17 protein-coding genes are annotated in these 19,152 nt (G+C 68.8%); 8 read left to right on the forward strand and 9 right to left on the reverse strand.

The genetic code is table 11. The features are described 5' to 3' along the window. Positions 1–26: 26 nt before the first annotated feature. The 6 genes from gyrB to dnaA all read right to left on the reverse strand — a co-directional run bounded on the left by gyrB (position 27) and on the right by dnaA (position 9,013). Positions 27–1,970, reverse strand: a complete 1,944-nt coding sequence (gene gyrB / locus OG589_RS36385) for a DNA topoisomerase (ATP-hydrolyzing) subunit B (protein ID WP_405142847.1) — start codon at positions 1,968–1,970, stop codon at positions 27–29. 344 nt (positions 1,971–2,314) lie between these two features. Further along, the gene (locus OG589_RS36390; RefSeq protein ID WP_405142848.1) at positions 2,315–2,833 is read right to left on the reverse strand and encodes a DUF721 domain-containing protein; all 519 of its coding nucleotides are present in this window, start codon (positions 2,831–2,833) and stop codon (positions 2,315–2,317) included. Next, positions 2,823–4,052 (reverse strand): DNA replication/repair protein RecF, encoded by a 1,230-nt coding sequence (recF, locus tag OG589_RS36395; RefSeq protein WP_405142850.1) that lies wholly within the window; start codon positions 4,050–4,052, stop codon positions 2,823–2,825. The genes OG589_RS36390 and recF overlap by 11 nt, the downstream gene beginning before the upstream one ends. 194 nt (positions 4,053–4,246) lie before the next feature. Then, a complete protein-coding gene (gnd, locus tag OG589_RS36400; protein ID WP_405142852.1) occupies positions 4,247–5,200 on the reverse strand; it encodes a phosphogluconate dehydrogenase (NAD(+)-dependent, decarboxylating) in 954 nt (317 codons plus the stop codon). Positions 5,201–5,285: 85 nt separating this feature from the next. Next, entirely contained in the window at positions 5,286–6,422 is a 1,137-nt protein-coding gene (gene dnaN, locus OG589_RS36405) for a DNA polymerase III subunit beta (RefSeq protein WP_405142853.1), read from the reverse strand. A 593-nt stretch (positions 6,423–7,015) separates the two neighbouring features. Then, positions 7,016–9,013: a chromosomal replication initiator protein DnaA gene (gene dnaA / locus OG589_RS36410; RefSeq protein WP_405142854.1), complete on the reverse strand. Its 1,998-nt coding sequence runs from the start codon at positions 9,011–9,013 to the stop codon at positions 7,016–7,018. A gap of 559 nt (positions 9,014–9,572) precedes the next feature. On the opposite strand from dnaA, the gene rpmH reads away from it, so the two are divergent. From rpmH to OG589_RS36450, 8 genes are all read left to right on the forward strand, one after another. After that, a complete protein-coding gene (gene rpmH, locus OG589_RS36415) occupies positions 9,573–9,710 on the forward strand; it encodes a 50S ribosomal protein L34 (RefSeq protein ID WP_010849920.1) in 138 nt (45 codons plus the stop codon). Between the two features lie 121 nt (positions 9,711–9,831). Continuing rightward, complete coding sequence (gene rnpA, locus OG589_RS36420; RefSeq protein WP_405142856.1) at positions 9,832–10,203, forward strand: ribonuclease P protein component; 372 nt, start codon at positions 9,832–9,834, stop codon at positions 10,201–10,203. A 119-nt stretch (positions 10,204–10,322) separates the two neighbouring features. Continuing rightward, on the forward strand, positions 10,323–10,556 hold the full coding sequence (gene yidD / locus OG589_RS36425; protein WP_405152201.1) for a membrane protein insertion efficiency factor YidD: 234 nt from the start codon (positions 10,323–10,325) through the stop codon (positions 10,554–10,556). A gap of 4 nt (positions 10,557–10,560) precedes the next feature. After that, positions 10,561–11,520: a membrane protein insertase YidC gene (yidC, locus tag OG589_RS36430; RefSeq protein ID WP_405142857.1), complete on the forward strand. Its 960-nt coding sequence runs from the start codon at positions 10,561–10,563 to the stop codon at positions 11,518–11,520. A gap of 27 nt (positions 11,521–11,547) precedes the next feature. Beyond that, on the forward strand, positions 11,548–12,048 hold the full coding sequence (locus tag OG589_RS36435) for a protein jag (protein WP_405142858.1): 501 nt from the start codon (positions 11,548–11,550) through the stop codon (positions 12,046–12,048). 415 nt (positions 12,049–12,463) lie between these two features. Then, positions 12,464–13,153: a 16S rRNA (guanine(527)-N(7))-methyltransferase RsmG gene (rsmG, locus tag OG589_RS36440; protein ID WP_405142859.1), complete on the forward strand. Its 690-nt coding sequence runs from the start codon at positions 12,464–12,466 to the stop codon at positions 13,151–13,153. A 257-nt stretch (positions 13,154–13,410) separates the two neighbouring features. After that, the gene (locus tag OG589_RS36445; RefSeq protein ID WP_405142860.1) at positions 13,411–14,226 is read left to right on the forward strand and encodes a ParA family protein; all 816 of its coding nucleotides are present in this window, start codon (positions 13,411–13,413) and stop codon (positions 14,224–14,226) included. A 141-nt stretch (positions 14,227–14,367) separates the two neighbouring features. After that, on the forward strand, positions 14,368–15,333 hold the full coding sequence (locus OG589_RS36450; RefSeq protein ID WP_405142861.1) for a ParB/RepB/Spo0J family partition protein: 966 nt from the start codon (positions 14,368–14,370) through the stop codon (positions 15,331–15,333). Between the two features lie 66 nt (positions 15,334–15,399). Here OG589_RS36450 and OG589_RS36455 read toward each other — a convergent pair whose 3' ends face one another. From OG589_RS36455 to OG589_RS36465, 3 genes are all read right to left on the reverse strand, one after another. Next, on the reverse strand, positions 15,400–16,446 hold the full coding sequence (locus OG589_RS36455) for a threonine aldolase family protein (RefSeq protein ID WP_405142862.1): 1,047 nt from the start codon (positions 16,444–16,446) through the stop codon (positions 15,400–15,402). 77 nt (positions 16,447–16,523) lie between these two features. Continuing rightward, positions 16,524–17,474, reverse strand: a complete 951-nt coding sequence (locus OG589_RS36460; RefSeq protein ID WP_405142863.1) for a D-alanine--D-alanine ligase — start codon at positions 17,472–17,474, stop codon at positions 16,524–16,526. 73 nt (positions 17,475–17,547) lie between these two features. After that, the gene (locus tag OG589_RS36465) at positions 17,548–18,780 is read right to left on the reverse strand and encodes a PLP-dependent aminotransferase family protein (protein WP_405152202.1); all 1,233 of its coding nucleotides are present in this window, start codon (positions 18,778–18,780) and stop codon (positions 17,548–17,550) included. Positions 18,781–19,152: the final 372 nt, after the last annotated feature.

Below are 19,152 nucleotides of genomic sequence, written 5' to 3' on the forward strand. Positions count from 1 at the left end.
TGGAAGATGAGTCTCTACGGCTGCCGCTACACGTCCAGGAATCGGACATCCCGTGCGTTTCTGATGATGAACGATCTCCGTGCCTCGACGTCCTCACCCATCAGCACGGTGAACATCTCATCGGCCTGGGCCGCGTCGTCGAGGGTGACCTGAAGAAGAACCCGGGTCGCCGGGTTCATCGTGGTCTCCCAGAGCTGCGAGGCGTTCATCTCGCCCAGACCCTTGAAGCGCTGGACACCGTCGTGCTGGCGCGGGTCGCGCCTGCCCGCGTCGATGCCGCTCTGGATGATGGAGTCCCGCTCGCGGTCGGAGTAGGCGTAGCTGGCGTCCTCGCCCTTCCTGTCCCACTTGATCTTGTAGAGCGGGGGCTGGGAAAGGTAGACGTGGCCCGCCTCGATCAGGGGCCGCATGAAGCGGAAAAGCAGCGTCAGCAGCAGCGTGGTGATGTGCTGACCGTCGACGTCGGCGTCCGCCATCAGGATGAGCTTGTGGTAGCGGAGCTTCTGGATGTCGAACTCGGCGTGCACACCGGTGCCGAGGGCGGTGATCAGCGCCTGGACCTCGTTGTTCTTGAGGACCCGGTCGATGCGGGCCTTCTCGACGTTGAGGATCTTGCCGCGGATCGGGAGGATCGCCTGGAACTTGGGATCGCGGCCGCCCTTGGCCGAGCCGCCGGCCGAGTCGCCCTCGACGATGTAGAGCTCGCACTTCTCCGGCTCGGTCCACTGGCAGTCGGCCAGCTTGCCCGGCAGGCCCGAGCCGGCCTCCAGCAGCGACTTGCGCCGGGTGAGGTCACGGGCCTGGCGCGCGGCGATGCGGGCGCGGGAGGCCTGCAGGGACTTGCTCAGGATCTCCTTGGCCTCGCCGGGGTTCCGCTCGAACCAGTCGCGGATGGAGTCGTTGCAGGCCTTCTGCACGAACGACTTGGCCTCGGTGTTGCCGAGCTTGGTCTTGGTCTGGCCTTCGAACTGCGGGTCGGCCAGCTTCACCGAGATGATGGCGGTCAGGCCCTCACGGATGTCGTCCCCGGTGAGGTTGTCGTCCTTGCCCTCCTTGAGGAACTTCTGCTCCCGGGCGTAGCGGTTGACGATGGTCGTCAGCGCGGCGCGAAAGCCCTCCTCGTGGGTGCCGCCCTCGGCGGTGTTGATGGTGTTGGCGAAGGTGTAGACCGACTCGCTGTAGGAGGCGTTCCACTGCATGGCGATCTCGACGGAGATGCCGTCGCCCTCGGCCTCGAAGTCGATGACCGAGCTGTGGACGGGCTCCTTCTTGGAGTTGATGTGCTTGACGAAGTCGGAGATGCCGCCCTCGTAGTGATAGGTGACCACGTGGGGCTCGCCGTTGACGTGGTCGGGCCGCTCGTCACGCAGGACGATCGACAGGCCCTTGTTCAGGAAGGCCATCTCCTGGAGTCTGCGCGACAGCGTCTCGAAGTTCCAGGTCGTGGTCTCGAAGATGGTGCCGTCGGCCCAGAAGGTGATCGAGGTGCCGGTCTCGCCGGTGGGCTCGCCCTTGACCAGGGGACCGGTCGGCTTGCTCTCGACGTACGACTGCCGCCAGTGGTGGCCCTCGGTCTTGATCTCGACCTCAAGGCGGGTGGACAGCGCGTTGACCACCGACACGCCCACGCCGTGCAGACCGCCGGAGACGGCATAGGACTTGCTGTCGAACTTGCCGCCCGCGTGGAGGACGGTGAGGACGACCTCGACGGCCGGGCGCTGCTCGCCCGGGACGATGCCGACAGGGATGCCGCGGCCGTTGTCCACTACCCGGACGCCGTTGTCGGCGAGGAGGGTGACCTCGATGTGATCGGCGTGCCCCGCGAGTGCCTCGTCGACGGAGTTGTCCACAACCTCTTGCACGAGGTGGTGGAGACCACGCTCGCCCGTCGAGCCGATGTACATGCCAGGGCGCTTACGAACCGCCTCAAGTCCTTCGAGAACGGTGATTGAGCTAGCGTCGTAGGACAAGTGCGAAATCCTCCTGCCGCGGACACGCGGCAGGAGAGACCAACAATCGGCTGCCCCTGCCGTGCCCGTCACCGTCGTGAGTGCCTCGATGCGACCACCCAGGGAGATCGGCGCGCAGCCGGGGGTGACTCGCATGCGGACGTGTCCGGAATCCGATTTCATTCTACCGGTCAGAAGCGCATCAGGTGGCATTGACGGCCGCTGTGATGGCCTGTCGGGCGTTGAATGTGCTCTTGAGCATCCCCCCACGAGGAAGGGGGTCACAACCGCCAACGTGATTCTGATCGGTTTCCCCGGGGGTCTCCCCCTCATTTCGCTGGTCGGGCGATGCTGTGAGGCCCGGCTCAGCCGTAGGTGTCCCCCGGGCCGCGGCTCCCGGTCACCCTGAGCCCGCCCGACGGGCGCGGCCCGTTCTGTGGGCCGCGCACCTTCACCCGGCGCACCGTGCCGTCGCCGAGCTCTTCGTTCAGGCGTCTGACCAGCGTGGACGCCAGCAGGCGCACCTGGGTCGCCCACGCCGTGGAGTCGGCGACGACCAGCACCTCTCCGTCGGCGAAGGTCTCGGGCTTGGTGTGGAGCGCCAGATCGGGCCCGACGATCTCGTGCCAGCGCCCGAACACCCCTCCGACGGCCAGCGGCTGCTCCCACCCCCGGTCGGCGAGCAGGTCGCGAATGGCACGGCCGAAAAGCTGCGGATCGCCGGCGTCGCGCCGTGCCGCGGCCCGGCGGCGGGGCTCGCGGCGGGGGAGCTGCCCGCGCCTGGCCGCGTCGGCCTTCGCCTGGGCGAGCTTCTCGCGCGCCATGGCGGCCCCGCGCGCCGCGACGACGTCGGGGGACTGGACTCCGGACGGCTCACCTGACACGGGTGACGCTCCCTTCCGCGACGTCGAACCGGGCGCCGACGAGCTGGGCCGGGACGTCCTCCGGCACGGCCGCGGTGATCAGGACCTGCTCGGCGGGCGCCACGATGTCGGCGAGGCTGCGGCGCCTGCGGCTGTCGAGCTCGGCGAACACGTCGTCGAGGATGAGCACAGGGTCGCCGCCCTCAGCCCTGAGCAGGTCGTACGCGGCGAGGCGCAGCGCCAGCGCGAACGACCACGACTCGCCGTGGCTGGCGTAGCCGCGCGCGGGCAGCTCGCCGAGACGCAGCAGCAGATCGTCGCGGTGCGGCCCGACGAGGGTCACGCCGCGCTCGAGCTCTGCCTGCCGCACCTCGATCAGGCTCGCGCGCAGCGCCTCCTCCAGCGCCGCGCGGTCGACCACGGCCGCCCCCGTGGCTGTGGACGGCGGGGGAGTCATGAACTCCCGAGACTCCCCCGCCTCTGTGGACAGCGAGTCGCGGTACTCCATGTCGGCGGGGGCCGACGAGGGGGCCAGCAGGGCGTACGCCTTGGCCACGAGCGGGCGCAGCGCCTGGACGAGCTCCAGCCGCGCGGCGAGCAGCTCGGCGCCGTGGCGGGCCAGATGGGCGTCCCAGACCTCCAGCGTGCTGAGCGCGTCACCGGCGCCGGCCGCGGAGAACCCCGCCTCCGCCTCCTGGCGGCGGGGGCTCTGCCGTCGCCCTGGCCTGGCCTGCATGGCGCTGCGCAACAGGGCGCCGCGCTGCTTGAGCACCCGGTCGTAGTCGGCCCGTACGCCGGCGAAGCGGGGCGCGCGGGCGACCAGCAGATCGTCGAGGAACCTGCGCCGATCGGCGGGGTCGCCCTTCACGAGCGCGAGGTCCTCGGGGGCGAACAGCACCGTGCGGAGCAGGCCGAGGACGTCGCGCGGCCGGGGGACCGGTGAGCGGTTGAGCCTGGCGCGGTTGGCCCGGCCGGGGTTGATCTCGATCTCGACCAGCGCGCGGCGGTCGTCGCGGACCACCACGGAACGGACGATGGCCCGCGCGGCGCCCTGCCGCACGAGCGGGGCGTCGGTGGCGACGCGGAAGCTGCCGAGCGTCGCCACATAGCCCAAGGCCTCGACCAGATTGGTCTTGCCCTGCCCGTTGGGGCCGACGAGCGCCGTCACCCCCGGCTCCAGGGCCAGCTCCACGGCGGAGTAGGACCGGAAGTCGGTCAGCGACAGATGGGCGACATGCACCCCACGAAGGTTAGTGGGCCACTACGACAACATCTGCACAACCGGCATCCGACGCCAAATCAGTTCCGTGGGCAGCATCGGGCGCCGGCTCAGAGATGCCCAGGAGGGGCCCAGGCGGCCCGAGGGCAACGTTCAGACGCGCAGGCAGAATCACCCCAGGCGCAAGGGTCCGGGGGACGCTCAGGGCGCGACCGTCAGCGCTGCGCCTCCACGGGAGGTGTGACGTCGGCGCCGGGAGCGTCGGCGCCCTTGGCGTGCTGGCCCTCGACGGAGGAGACGGCGTGGCCGCCGAACTGGTTGCGCAGGGCCGCGACCATCTTCATCGCGGGGGAGTCCTCCTGCCGCGAGGCGAAGCGGGCGTACAGCGCGGCCGTGATGGCCGGCAGGGGCACCGCGTGGTCCACGGCGGCCTGGACGGTCCAGCGGCCCTCGCCGGAGTCCTCGGCGTAGCCCTTGAGCTCGGACAGGTCGGCGTCGTCGTCGAGCGCGCGGACCAGCAGGTCGAGCAGCCACGAGCGGATCACCGTGCCGGTGCGCCAGCTCCTGAACGCGCCCGGCACGTCGGTGACGATGTCGGTGGCCTCCAGCAGCTCCCAGCCCTCGGCGAACGACTGCATGATGCCGTACTCGATGCCGTTGTGGACCATCTTGGCGAAATGGCCGGCGCCGACGGTGCCCGCGTGGACGAAGCCGTCCTCGCCCTCGGGCTTGAGCGTCTCGAAGATCGGCATGAGCCGCTGGACGTACTCGGGGTCGCCGCCGACCATCAGGGCATAGCCGTTCTCAAGACCCCAGACCCCGCCGCTCACGCCGACGTCGACGAACCCGATGCCCTTGACCTTGAGCTGATCGGCGTGCTTCTTGTCGTCGAGGTAGTGGGAGTTGCCGCCGTCGACGACGATGTCGCCCTCGGAGAGCAGCTTGCCGAGCTCCTCGATCGTCGCCCTGGTGGGCTCGCCGGCCGGGACCATGACCCAGACCACACGGGGGGCCTGGAGCCGCTCGACGAGCTCCTGCAGGCTGCCGACGTCGCTGGTCTTCGGGTCGCGGTCGTAGCCGACCACGTCATGACCGGCGCGGCGGAGCCGCTCGGCCATGTTGCCGCCCATCTTGCCCAGCCCGACCATGCCGATCTGCATCCCAGCCACCCCTCGTGAAGGTCTCCATCATCCACGACGCGACGCACGCGCCGTACCCCGCCCCGCCGGGTCCAATCAGGCGGACGACGGGATCCTAGCTGGACAGGCGAATGGGCATGATGAGGTAGCGGTAGTCGGGCGTGATGCCGTCGTCCACAGGCTTGCCACCGGTGAGGATGGCGGGCTTGGTCGACGTGGTGAACTGCAGGCGGGCCACGTCGGAGTCGATCGCGCCGAGGCCTTCGAGCAGGAACTGGTGGTTGAAGGCGATGTTGATGTCGTCGCCCTCGAACTCGACCGGGAGCACCTCGACCGCCTGCGCCTCGTCGCCGCTGCCGGCCTCGAGCACGACCTCGCCCCCGTGGAAGGCCAGGCGCACCGGGGTGTTGCGCTCGGCCACCAGCGCGACGCGCTTGACCGCCTCGACGAAGGCCGAGGTCGCGAGGTCGGCGTGGGCGGAGAACTCCGTGGGCAGCAGCGAGCGGTACTTCGGGAACTCGGGGTCGAGGAGCCGGGTGGTGGTGCGGCGGCCCGCGCTGGAGAACCCGATCATGCCTTCGCCGGTGCCACCGGTGGAGCTGAGCGCGATCTCGACCTCGGCGCCCGTCGTCAGCGACTTGGCCGTGTCGGCGAGGGTCCTGCCGGGGATCATCGCGATGGACGAGAAGTCGGGCTGGTCAGGCTGCCACTTGAGCTCGCGGACGGCCAGCCGGTAGCGGTCGGTCGCGGCGAGGGTCACGGTGTCGCCCTCGATCTCCATGCGGACACCGGTGAGCATGGGCAGCGTGTCGTCCTTGCCCGCGGCGACGGCGACCTGGGCGACGGCGGAGGAGAAGATGTCGCTGCCGACCCGGCCCGCGGCGGGGGGCATCGCGGGCAGCGAGGGGTAGTCCTCGGCGGGCATCGTCAACAGGGTGAACCTGGCGCTTCCACACGTGACGACGGCCTTGGCGCCCTCGACCAGGAAGTCCACAGGCTGTGCGGGAAGCGCGCGGGTGATCTCGGCGAGCAGGCGGCCGGAGACGAGCACCAGGCCGGGGTCACCGGTCTGCAGCTCCAGGGTCACCTCGGCGGAGACCTCGTAGTCGAAACCCGAGAGCTTGAGCTGCTGCTGGTCGGTGACCTCCAGCCGCATGCCGGCGAGCACCGGCACGGACGGCCTCGCGGGCAGGCTGCGTGCGGTCCACGCGACCGCCTCTGCGAGCACGTCTCGGTCGACACGGAACATCACGTGGATCCGCCTCCTGTTATTTCTGCTGTCTTGATCGTCTTGATCGCGGTCTTCATCCCGGCTCGACTGCTCCGCGCCGTTGATTCAAGTGTTCACCCTCCCGCACGGGAGGACGGCCAGAACCCTTCTATGGGTCTTGAGTTCTTAGTAGAGAGAGATACAGGTCATCTCATTAGGGGGGGTGGATACTGTGGAAGTCTAATGTCTTCGCAGGTCAGCGACTGTTTTTTGTCCACCGGCCCTGTGGGTGGACGGTGCATTTCCGAGCCGCGCCTGGGGACAACCGAGCGTTACACACAGGCCGTCCCCAGTTTGGGGGGTCTTCATCCACCGGTCATCCACGAGGTTTCCACCGGTTATCCACGGGGTAAGAGCAGTGCTCCGGGTCGCCTTCAGACCCTACCCACAGGGCGTCCCCAGGTCGTCCACCGGTAGTCCCCAGGTCTTCCCCAAGATGTCCCCAGAGTTGTCCCCAGGCGCCGAAGCGGCTCGAACCGGCCGTTCGCTTGCTTGGTCGCGCTTCTCGGGCGGTATTCCCGGTATTCACCGGCACTGTGCCCTGATCCACAGAGATATCCACAGGCTGTGGATCATCAGGCGTTGCGAGAGTTCTGCTTGATGCGGTTCGTCAGCTCTGTGACCTGGTTGTACATCGACCTGCGCTCGGCCATCAGCGAGCGGATCTTGCGTTCGGCGTGCATGACTGTCGTGTGGTCGCGCCCGCCGAACTGCTGGCCGATCTTGGGGAGCGACAGGTCGGTGAGCTCTCTGGCCAGGTACATGGCGATCTGACGGGCCGTCACCAGCACACGCGAGCGGGAGCTGCCGCAGAGGTCGTCGATCGACAGCCCGAAGTAGGCCGCCGTCTGCGCCATGATCGTGGCGATCGTGATCTCGGTGCTGGAGTCCTCGGTGATGAGGTCCTTCAGGACGACCTCGGCGAGCTGGAGGTCGACCGACTGGCGGTTGAGGCTCGCGAAGGCCGTGACGCGGATGAGCGCGCCCTCCAGCTCGCGGATGTTGGTGGAGATCTTGCTCGCGATGTATTCGAGCACGTCACCGGGTGCCGCGAGGCCTTCCTGGATCGCCTTCTTGCGGAGGATCGCGATGCGCGTCTCCAGCTCGGGCGGCTGGACGTCGGTGATCAGCCCCCACTCGAAGCGGTTGCGGAGCCGGTCCTCCAGGGTCACCAGCTGCTTGGGCGCCCGGTCGCTGGAGATGACGATCTGCTTGTTGGCGTTGTGGAGCGTGTTGAAGGTGTGGAAGAACTCCTCCTGCGTCTGCTCCTTGCCCTCCAGGAACTGGATGTCGTCCACAAGCAGGATGTCGACCGCGCGGTATCGGGCGCGGAACCCGTCGGCCTTGTGGTCGCGGATCGAGTTGATGAAGTCGTTCGTGAACTCCTCGGAGCTGACATATCGCACGCGGGCCCCGTCGTACAGCCGCTGCGCGTAGTGCCCGATCGCGTGGAGCAGGTGGGTCTTGCCCAGCCCCGAGTCGCCGTAGATGAACAGCGGGTTGTACGCCTTGGCCGGCGCCTCGGCGACCGCGACGGCGGCCGCGTGCGCGAAGCGGTTCGACGCGCCGATGACGAAGGTCTCGAAGGTGTACTTGGGATTCAGCCTGGCGGGCTCGCTGGGCTTGCCGCCGCGGCTGTCCCAGCGGTTCTGCACAGGTCGGTCGTAGCTCTCCGACTCCTGCCGCGGGCGCGGTGGCTGGCTCTCTGGCCTGCCGGAATACGGGGATTGCCCGCCGTATCCCCCGGTCTGCTGGGGGTACGGCTGCGACGCGTCGCCCCGTGAGTACGACTGAGGAGACTCGCCACGGGGGAACGGCTGCTGGGACTCGCCGCGCGGGAACGGCTGGGGCGTCTCACCGCGGGGGTACTGCTGCTGGGTGTCGCCACGGGGAAAGGACTGCGCGGCGTCGCCGCGCTGAAAGGGCTGCGACCCGTCGCCGCGGGAGTACTGCTGGGACGGCGGCGCTTCCTGCTGGGTGGACTGGGGCTGCTCCTGGCCGCCCTGCCCCGGCTGAGCGGGGTAGCTCTCCTGGCCCTGGTAGCCGTCCTGTGGATAAGGCTGGGAGGGCCCCCCCGGACCGGCCGGATAGGGGTCCTCGGAGTTGCCCCCATAGGAATAGGAGTAAGGCTGCGCCTGTGGCCGAGCCTGTGGATAGTCGGTGGACGACCCCTGGTCGGGAAAGGGCTGCTGGCCCATGGGGCCTTGCCTGCCAGGCTGTCCGTACCCGGGCTGCGGTTGTCCACCATGGGGATAACCGGCTGGGGACGCCTGGGGATATCCGTCCGGCCTCGGGGCCGGGTCGTCACCCACGCCGGCCATCGGGTCGACCATGACGGCCACCCGCATCGGACGGCCGAACTCCTGGGAGAGCGCCTGCGCGATCAGGGGGCGGAGCTTGGTCTCAAGGACGTCCTTGGCGAAGTCGTTCGGCGCCGCGAGGATGATCGTGTCGTTGACCAGGCCGAAAGGGCGGGTCATGTTGAGCCACGCGCGCTGCTGAGGCGGGACGCTTCCTTCGGCGAAGCTCTCCAGCGCTCGGGCCCACAACGGGCCGAGGTCGACGCCATCCATTGGTCGGCCCCTCCTCCCTTACGCGGCCCCCGCACGCTCGCCGCGATTCGTTATCCACATGAACGCCTGCCGGAGCAAGCTCCGTCGGCGCCGGGCCTCGCGGCTGTCCCCACAGCGTTGTCCGCAGGCTCCTTTCGGCGGTCCACAAGGGGTCCACACCCTGTCCACATACGATCCACACAGTGTCCACAACACTCAGACGTGCGTACAAGCACATCGATGAGATGGAGGGGAAAGGTCTGGAGGGCCGACAGTAGCGTTGTGCACATCCCTGTTCAAGACGTTGTCCACAGCCTAGTGGCTGGTTGGGGGAGGCATGGTGCACATACTGTGGATGACGTGGCGGCGGTGGAAACAGGGGCTGTGGAATAGTGGATAACCTTGGACGGGCATGCCGCCCGGCCGTTCTGGTTTGACCTTTGGCCTGTTCGCCCCGTAACGTACGACGGTCGGCTTGTCGCGCGACGGCACTTTGGCGTGCCCACGCATTCGATAGGCCTTGCCCTGTGTGTCAATCGCTCGCACCGTGTGCGGGTGAACTCAAGCCTGGAGCCCACTCGTGAGCAAGCGTACTTTCCAGCCGAACAACCGTCGCCGCGCGAAGACCCACGGCTTCCGGCTGCGCATGCGCACGCGGGCCGGCCGTGCGATCCTCGCCGCCCGCCGCCGCAAGGGCCGCGCGGAGCTGTCCGCCTGACAGCGCGGAGCGCCCGGTGCGTGGTTTCCTCGCCCGTCGGAACTGACCGGCGGGCGATAGCCGTACCCGGGCCCGTGTCCGTCAGAAAGCAGGTCCACTCGTGCTGCCGTCCGCTTCCCGTATGCGCCGTGGCGAGGAGTTCGCGAGCGCTATCCGCGGAGGAAAGCGCGCAGGACGCCCCACCTTGGTCGCCCACCTGAGCACGCGAGGCAATCCTCAGGACCCTCCCCTTGTGGGGTTCGTGGTCAGCAAGGCCGTCGGCGGCGCGGTCGTCAGGAACCGCGTCAAGCGCCGGCTGAGGCACCTGATGCGCCACCGCCTGCACTCCCTACCGCGAGGTAGCCTGCTTGTTGTACGCGCCAATCCACAGGCGGCGTCCGCGCGAAGCGAGCACCTCGCCGCCGAGCTCGACGTCGCGCTGGATCGTTTGATCGGGCGACGGGTGCCTGGGCGACGATCCGATCGTCCGGCCGCGACGGATGGACAGGCATGAACAGCGGTGACCCGGGGGCGAGAGAGCGGGACGCGGGCGGAGCGAGCCTCCTTCCGCCGAGCGCGTCCGTGAGCACGCGGCAGCAGACCACGCAGGTCTCTCCGGCGGCCCGAGCCCTCATGCTCCCGATCAGGTTCTATCGAGCCTTCATAAGCCCCCTCCTTGGGCCGCGATGCCGCTTCGAACCATCCTGCAGTGCCTACGGACTCGAAGCGATCGCCGTCCACGGTGCGCTGCGGGGGCTCTGGCTGACCGCCAGGCGAATCGGGCGTTGCCACCCCTTCCACCCGGGAGGTTACGACCCGGTGCCTCCGCGCCCGGTCCGGTCCCACGACGAAACGCAAGGGAGCTAGCTCGGTGGAGCTGTCATTCCTGGAGCCGCTGTATACAGCGGTCGCTACGGTGATCGCCTGGATTCACGCGGCTTACAGCGTCATCATCCCCCCAGACAACGGGCTGAACTGGGCCCTCACCATCATCACGCTGACCGTGCTGATGCGTCTGCTGATCTTCCCGCTCTTCCTCAAGCAGATGCGCTCGTCGAAGAAGATGCAGGAGCTCGCCCCCAAGGTGCAGGAGCTTCGCAAGCGGTACAAGAACGACAAGCAACGCATGAACCAGGAGGTCATGAAGGTCTACCAGGAGGGGGGAGCCAACCCCCTCGGTGGCTGCCTCCCCGTGGTGGCGCAGTTCCCGATCTTCATCTCCGTGTTCACCGTGCTGAGGGCGATCGCCGAGGACAAGGCCGCCCACGGCATGACCCAGCAGCTCGTGGACAGCGCGCGTGCCGGGCACATCTTCGGGGCGCCGATCCCCGCGACGTTCTTCACCAGTGCCAACGAGATCCACGCCCTGGGCGCCGAGCCCATCCTCACGAAGATCGTCCTGGGCATCTTCGTGGCGATCAGCTCGACCACGACCTTCCTCACGGTGCGCCAGAGCGTCACCCGGTCGATGGCGCAGATGCCGGACAACCCCATGGCGCAGCAGCAGAAGATCCTGATGTACATCTCGCCGCTGTTCGCGATCTTCAGCTTGAACTTCGCGCTCGGGCTTATCCTTTACTGGGTCACCACCAACCTGTGGACCCTTGGTCAGCAACACTGGTTCTACAGTCGGCATCCGATGCCGGTCGTCGACGCCAAGGGCAACGTGGTGGAGCCCGAGCCCAAGCCAGGGCTGCTGAGCAAGATCCTGCCGAGCAAGGCGGCGAAGGAGCCGGAAGACGCTCCGCCGCCCGAGCCCGAGCAGAAGGTCATCCGCCAGCAGCCCACCCGGCAGCCGCGCAGCAAGCGCACAGGTACTAAGAAGCCGTAGCCGGTTGTCTTGAAGGAGAGTCCGGACGTGACCGAAGTCAACGAGGAGCAGGCCCCCCAGGCCGCGCCCGACATCGCCGCCCTCGAACAGGAAGGTGAGATCGCGGCCGACTACCTCGAAGGGCTGCTGGACATCGCCGACCTCGACGGCGACATCGACATGGACGTCGAAGGCGACCGCGCCCTCGTGTCCGTCGTTGACATCAAGGGGAGCGACCTGGTCGGCGCCAACGGTGAGGTGCTGGAGGCGCTGCAGGAGCTCACGCGTCTCGCCGTGCACCGCCGTACGGGCGAGCGGTCGCGCCTGATGCTCGATGTCGCCGGCTACCGCCAGGGCCGGCGAGTGGAGCTGAGCAAGCTCGGTGCCAAGGCCGCCGAGGACGTCAAGCGCTCTGGAGAGGCGAAGTCCCTCCAGCCGATGACGCCGTTCGAGCGCAAGATCGTGCACGACGCCGTCGCGGCCGCGGGGCTGAGGAGCGAGTCCGAGGGCGAGGAGCCCGAGCGCTTCGTCGTGGTCCTGCCCGTGTAGCGCCGCCGCCTGCGGGGCCGGGTCCCAGATCTGGGAATTACGGGCCGCCGATCCACTGGATCGGCGGCCCTTCGGCGTTCCAGGCTCTCCCCGTCAAGGTCGAGGCTGGGCTTCCGATGCGTCACTTCCGTTGTAGCGGTTCCGCCGCGCCGTATGGCGCAGGCTCTCCCACGTTTCCGGAATCTCGTACTTTTCTTGGGCCGCCCATTGCCCGCGCGTTTCCATCGTGCTGCTGGGCGTTCCTCTGGGCCCCCCTTCGCAGGTACGGAGCCCGTACGGCTTGCGGTTCGGCGGCCCGGTAGGGGACCGGACATATGGCTCCAGGTGGTACGGCCCGACGCGTCGTAAGCAGGGAGGAGTGCCGGGACGGCTACCCTTACGCGGAGATGTTGTGACCGTTCTAGTTGAGTGAGTGATGGCGGAAAGCGACGAGCTGCCCGACGCGCCCGCTGTGGCGCGCGAGGTTTTCACCGGAGAGGCCTGGCCCCGGGCCCAGGCTTTCGCGGAAATGCTGGCCGGCCCCGGAGTGGTGAGAGGGCTTCTCGGGCCGAGGGAGATCCCCCGCATCTGGGACCGGCACCTGCTGAACTGCGCGGTGGTGGCCGAGGCGGTGCCCGAGGGCGCCCACCTCGTCGACATCGGCTCCGGCGCGGGCCTTCCCGGCATCGTCCTGGCGATCGTACGTCCCGACGTGCGGGTGACCCTCCTGGAGCCGCTTCTCCGCAGGACGACGTTCCTGGAGGAGTGCGTGGACGAGCTGAAGTTGACCAACGTGGAGGTGGTGCGCGGTCGCGCCGAGGAGCTGGCGGGGAAGCAGTTCTTCGATGTGGCCTCGGCCCGTGCCGTGGCGCCGCTTGACCGCCTTCTGGCGTGGTCGATGCCCCTCCTCCGGGAGGGTGGCCAGCTCCTGGCGATGAAGGGAGAGCGCGCGGCCGAGGAACTCGACGCCGCCGCGCGGCAATTGCGGGCTTATGGTGCTGAGACTGCCGAGCTTGTCACGGTCGGGCGCGGTAAGGTCGATCCGCCCGCGACTCTCGTCCGGGTGGTCGCCGGACACTCGCCAGCTCGAGTTGCGCAGGGTACGCGGCGCCGACGGAAGAGGTGACGGTTATGCCGGATGCGGCAGGCGGCCTTGGCTGGCCGGTCAGTCATGTCTCCGTTTCCGGCGGACGGCCTTCGGGTCTCGGCTGGCCTTCTTCCCCTGCTGCTGCCACGCCGGTTGAAAGGACGACGACCGTGTCACAGCCCCCCCTTAACCCCGGCGATTCGCCGCTGGTCCGAGAGGCGCTCAGCTCAGTGGTTTCACGTGAAACAGCTCCATCCGCTCCCGTGGCCGCCGCTTCCACCGGCTATACCTCCCCCATGCAGGAGGGTGACTGGCCACGGCCCCCGAAACAGCGCATCATCACCATCGCCAACCAGAAGGGCGGCGTCGGCAAGACCACGACGGCGGTGAACCTCGCGGCCGGGCTGTCGATGCACGGCCAGCGAGTGCTCGTGGTCGACCTGGACCCGCAGGGCAACGCGTCGACCGCGCTGTCCGTGGAGCACCGGGGCGACATCCCCTCGGTCTACCAGGTGCTGGTCGAGGATCTCGCGCTGGGGGAGATCGTCAGCCCGGTTCCCGACATGCCGAACCTCTACTGCGCGCCGGCGACCATCGGCCTGGCCGGCGCCGAGATCGAGCTCGTGTCACTGGTCGCCAGGGAGGCCAGGCTCAAGCGAGCCCTGGAGGCCTTCGACGCGATCGAGCTCGACTACATCATCATCGACTGCCCGCCCTCGCTGGGGCTGCTGACCGTGAACGCCATGGTCGCGGCGGAGGAGGTGCTGATCCCGATCCAGTGCGAGTACTACGCACTGGAGGGGGTCAGCCAGCTCCTCCAGAACGTGGAGCTGGTCCGGGTGCACCTGAACCAGGCGCTCCGGGTCTCCACCATCCTGCTCACGATGTACGACGGCCGTACGCGGCTCGCCTCGCAGGTGGCCGACGAGGTCCGCTCGCACTTCGGCGACACGGTGCTCAGCACGGTGATCCCCCGCAGCGTCCGGGTGTCCGAGGCGCCCAGCTACGGCCAGTCCGTGCTGACCTACGACGCGGGCTCCAGCGGCGCCATGGCGTACATGGAGGCGGCGAGGGAGATCGCCTTCCGCGCCGCGGCGATGGCGGGAAGCTGACCCCGCCCGGCAGCGGTACTCTCCTGGGAGTGTCCCGCGCCGGGTTCGATCGGAACGTCAGGATCAATTAGGACGCGGCGGGCAGAGACGGCGCCGATGGTGGCCGTCTCCCTGCGAGCGGGTTGTCGGCGAGGAGGATTCGTGGCCCAGCAGAGGCGTGGTGGACTGGGGAAGGGACTCGGAGCCCTGATCCCCACCGGGCCGATCGTCGAGGTTCCGGCTGCGACGGGAGCGGCGCCGGAGACCTCGCCGGCACCCGACGACGGGCTGAGGCCGGTCGCGGGTGCCTACTTCATGGAGATCCCCCTCGAAGCGATCACCCGGAACCCCCGGCAGCCCAGAGAGATCTTCGACGAGGACGCTCTACGCGAGCTCGCCGACTCGATCCGCGAGGTGGGGCTCCTCCAGCCCATCGTGGTGCGCTCGGTGGGCGGGGGACGCTACGAGCTCATCATGGGGGAGCGGCGCTGGCGGGCCTCCCAGCTGCTCGACCTCAAGGAGATCCCGGCGATCGTCCGGAGCACCCAGGACGACGAGCTGCTCCGCGACGCCCTCATCGAGAACCTCCAGCGGGAACAGCTCAACGCGCTGGAGGAGGCCGCGGCCTACCGGCAGCTCCTGGATGACTTCGGCGCGACCCACGAGCAGCTCGCCCAGCGCGTCGGGCGCTCCCGCTCGCACATCAGCAACACGCTGCGCCTTCTCAACCTCCCCGCCAACGTCCAGCTCAAGGTCGCGGCCGGCACGATCAGCGCCGGCCACGCCAGGGCACTGCTGGGTCTCAGCGACCCTGCGGCGCAGGAGCGTCTCGCCGCCCGCATCTTCGCCGAGGGCCTCTCCGTGCGGACCGTGGAGGAGATCGTGTCGATGGGGGAGGCGACCGCCGCCCCTGCTCCCAAGACGCGCCGTGCCAAGGACGCACCCGAGCCCGCGCTCGTGCACCTCGCCACCCGGCTTTCCGATCACTTCGAGACCCGGGTGAAGGTCGACCTCGGTCGGCACAAGGGCCGCATCGTCGTCGAGTTCGCCACCATGGACGACCTTGAGCGCATCATCGGCGCGATGGCCCCCGGCGCGGCCACTTCCATCCGCGCCCTGGACGACTGAGCGAAGCAATTAGGGGCTGGTCGCTGTTTCACGTGAAACAGCGACCAGCCCCTAGCCATAGGTGCGCTACTTCTTGAGCGCCTGGCGGATGTCGGTGATGAAGGTGTCCACGTCTTCAAGGGAGGTGTCGAAGGCGGTCATCCACCGCACGACGCCGCTGGGCGCGTCCCACATGTGGAAGAGATAGCGAGACTGGAGTTCGGCGATCGCCTCGGCGGGAAGCGAGGCGAAGACCGCGTTGGACTCGACCGGCCACCGGAGGCTCAGCCCAGGGAGATCGGCCAGGCCGTCCGCCAGCCTGCGCGCCATCGCGTTCGCGTGGGCGGCGTTCTCCCGCCACAGCTCTCCGGTCAGAAGGGCCGACAGCTGCACCGAGATGAAGCGCATCTTCGAGGCGAGCTGGAGCGTCTGCCGCCGGAGATAGGGGCCGGCGTCCGCCAGTTCGGGACGGAGCACGACCACCGCCTCCCCGACCAGGGCGCCGTTCTTGCTGGCCCCGAAGCTGAGCACGTCGACCCCGGCGTCGGTCGTCAGGTCCCGCAGGGAGCAGCCGAGGAAGGCGGCGGCGTTGGCCAGGCGAGCGCCGTCCAGGTGGAGGAGCATGTCGTTGGCATGGGCGGTGTCCGCCAGCGCGGCGATCTCGTCCCGCGTGTAGCAGGTGCCGAGCTCGGTGACCTCCGAGATGGAGACCACCCTCGGCTGGACCTCGATGATGTTGCCCCGGCCGCCGAGGCGCGCGGTCACGTCCCCCGGAGTCAGCTTCCCGTCGGGCGTCGGAACGGTCACGAGCTTGACCCCGAGGATGCGCTCGCTGGCCCCGGTCTCGTGGGTGGCGATGTGCGCCGTCTCCGGACAGATGATCGCCTCGTAGCGGCGTCCCAGCATCAGGCTCAGCGAGACCATGTTGGCGCCCGTGCCGTTGAGTACGACGAGGCTGGTGGCGTCGTCCCCGAACTCGGCGCGGATCTGGTCGGCGAGGATGCTCGTCCAGCGGTCGTCACCGTAGGCGGGAGCGTCCCCCGAATTGGCGGCGTTGACGGCGTCGAGCACCGACGGATGTGCTCCCGCGTGGTTGTCGCTGGCGAAGCTCTTGGCGTAAAGCGGTTCGATCACGCCGCCAGGCTACGCCGCACCCGAACCAGGACGCGCAGGACGTGGGCGCCCAATACGTGGACTACGGTGGTCGTCGCTCAGGCGCGCCGGACGGCGGCTTCCAGGAGGCCGCGGCAGATGGCGCCGAGGTCCTTGCCCGCGGCCTCCACGGCCATAGGAAGAAGGGAGGTCTCCGTCATCCCTGGAGCCACGTTGACCTCCAGGAAGTGCGGCCGGCCGAGCGCGTCCACGATCAGGTCGGTGCGCGAGAGGTCGCGCAGGCCGAGGGCCGTGTGGGCGGTGACGGCCAGCTCGGAGCACGCCTCAGCCACCTCGGGCCGTAGCCGCGCCGGAGCGAAGAACTCGGTGTGCCCGGCGGTGTAGCGGGCGGAGTAGTCGTAGACGCCCTCGTCGGCGACGATCTCGACGGGCGGAAGTGCCACAGGCCCGTCTCCGAGGTCGACCACCGAGACGGCGACCTCCACGCCCTCGATGTACTGCTCGATCAGCGCGGTGTCCCCGTAGGCGAAGCAGCCGACCATGGCGGCCGGCAGCTCCTCGGCCTTGCGGACGATGGAGCCGCCGAGGGCCGACCCGCCGCGTGACGGCTTGACGAACAGCGGGAGCCCGAGCCGGTCGACGATGCGCGCCAGCACGGCCGAAGCGCCGAGGTCGTGGAAGGTCTCCTTGGGCAGCACGACCGAGTCGGGCGTGCGAACCCCGACGGACCGGACCGTCGTCTTGGCGACCGGCTTGTCGTAGGCGATGCGGCAGGCCTCCGGCGCGGCCCCCACGTACGGCAGGGAGAGCAGCTCCAGCACCGAGCGGATGGCGCCGTCCTCACCGCTGCCGCCGTGCAGCGTCACGAACACCACGTCGGGCGGGTCGGCGAGGACGGAGGGCACCAGGCTCGAATCGGTGTCGCGCGACTCCACGTCGATCCCGGCGGCACGCAGCACCTCGGTCACGCGGCGACCTGAGCGGAGGGAGACCTCTCGCTCGTAGGACAGCCCGCCTGCCAGCACCAGCACATGGCCGAGATCGCTCATCAAGGACCTTTCTTGCGTCGTGGGACCGGAAGGCGCCCCGCCGGTCGGGCGAGGCGCCTTCCGTACGTCATCTTCAGGCTAGGTCGGGACCGGGCGTGTCCACGCCGCCGTGGGCGGGCATCGAGCCGGTGCCGAACGTGTCGCGCAGCATGAGCTCCTGCTGGACCACGCCCGCGAGGCGGCGGACGCCCTCGCGGATGCGGTCGGGCTCGGGGTAGCAGTAGGAGAGGCGCATGTTGCGCGCGCCCGAGCCGTCGGCGTAGAACCCGGTGCCGGGCACGAACGCCACCCGCTCGGCCACGGCGCGCGGCAGGATCGCCTTGGAGTCGAGGCCCTCGGGCAGCGTCATCCACACGAAGAAGCCGCCGGCGGGCCGGGTCCAGGAGCAGCCGGGCGGCATGAGCGCCTCCAGCGAGCCGAGCATGGCGTCACGGCGCTCGCGGTAGAGCTCGCGGAACGACTTGATCTGCTCTTTCCAGGGCTGGGTCGTGAGGTACTGCCCGACGGCGAGCTGCGAGAAGCTCGAATGCGACAGCACCGCGGACTCCATCGCGAGCACCAGCTTGTCCCTGACGGCGTGCGGTGCGAGGGCCCACCCGACGCGGAACCCCGGCGCCAGCGTCTTGGAGAACGACCCGAGATACACGACACCATCGGGATCATCGGCACGTAACGCTCGCATGGGGTCGCCGTCGAAGCCCAGCAGGCCGTACGGGTTGTCCTCGACGACGAGCACGTCGGCGCGCTGGCAGATCTCCATCACCTGGCGGCGGCGGTCGGCGCTGAGGGTGACCCCGGCGGGGTTCTGGAAGCTCGGAACGGTGTAGAGGAACTTGACGCGGCGGCCGGAGCGTGTCATCGACTCGATGGTCTGCGCGAGCGCCTCGGGGACGAGCCCCTGGTCGTCCATGGCGATGTGCACCACGGACGCCTGGTAGGCGGCGAACGTGCCGAGCGCCCCGACGTACGAGGGCCCCTCGGCGAGGACGACGTCGCCCGGGTCGATGAAGATCCTGGTGATCAGGTCGAGGGCCTGCTGCGAGCCGACGGTCACCACGACGTCGTCCGGGCCGGCGTCGATGCCCTCGAGGCGCATGACCTCGCAGATCTGCTCGCGCAGGTGCGGGTCGCCCTGGCCGGAGCCGTACTGCAGTGCCACCGTGCCGCGCCGGGCCACGATGTCGGCGACCAGCTCGCCGACGGTGTCGAGGGGGAGGGCCGTGACGTACGGCATGCCGCCGGCGAGCGAGACCACCTCGGGCCTCGAAGCGACGGCGAAAAGAGCTCGGATCTCTGAGGCGACCATCCCGGTTGCACGTGCCGCGTACCGGTCGATGTAGGCGTCGATGCGCGACCCGTGGGTCGCGCTCCTCCGACCGTGATCCTGCTCTTCCGTCACGGTCCACCTCCTAGGGCATAGCCGAGCTAGGTCATTGCGGAAAGACCAGAGTACGGCAGCGTGTGCCACTGCCTCCCTTATTTCTTCCCTCGAAGCACCTTTCTGGGCATACCACCCCATTCTCCGCCACGCCCGCAATCACGTTCCCGAGGCTTCCTGCCTGCTGGAAGGCCTCCAGGCGCGACAGGCCAGGAGGTTCGATGACCAGGACCGCCGTACTCCGCTTTCACTCGGCTACCATGCCAGTTTGGAGACGCCGTAATTCGTGCGCTTTTCCGC

The sequence above is a fragment of the Sphaerisporangium sp. NBC_01403 genome (assembly GCF_045040145.1).
In the GTDB taxonomy this organism is placed as follows: Bacteria; Actinomycetota; Actinomycetes; order Streptosporangiales; family Streptosporangiaceae; genus Sphaerisporangium; species Sphaerisporangium viridialbum.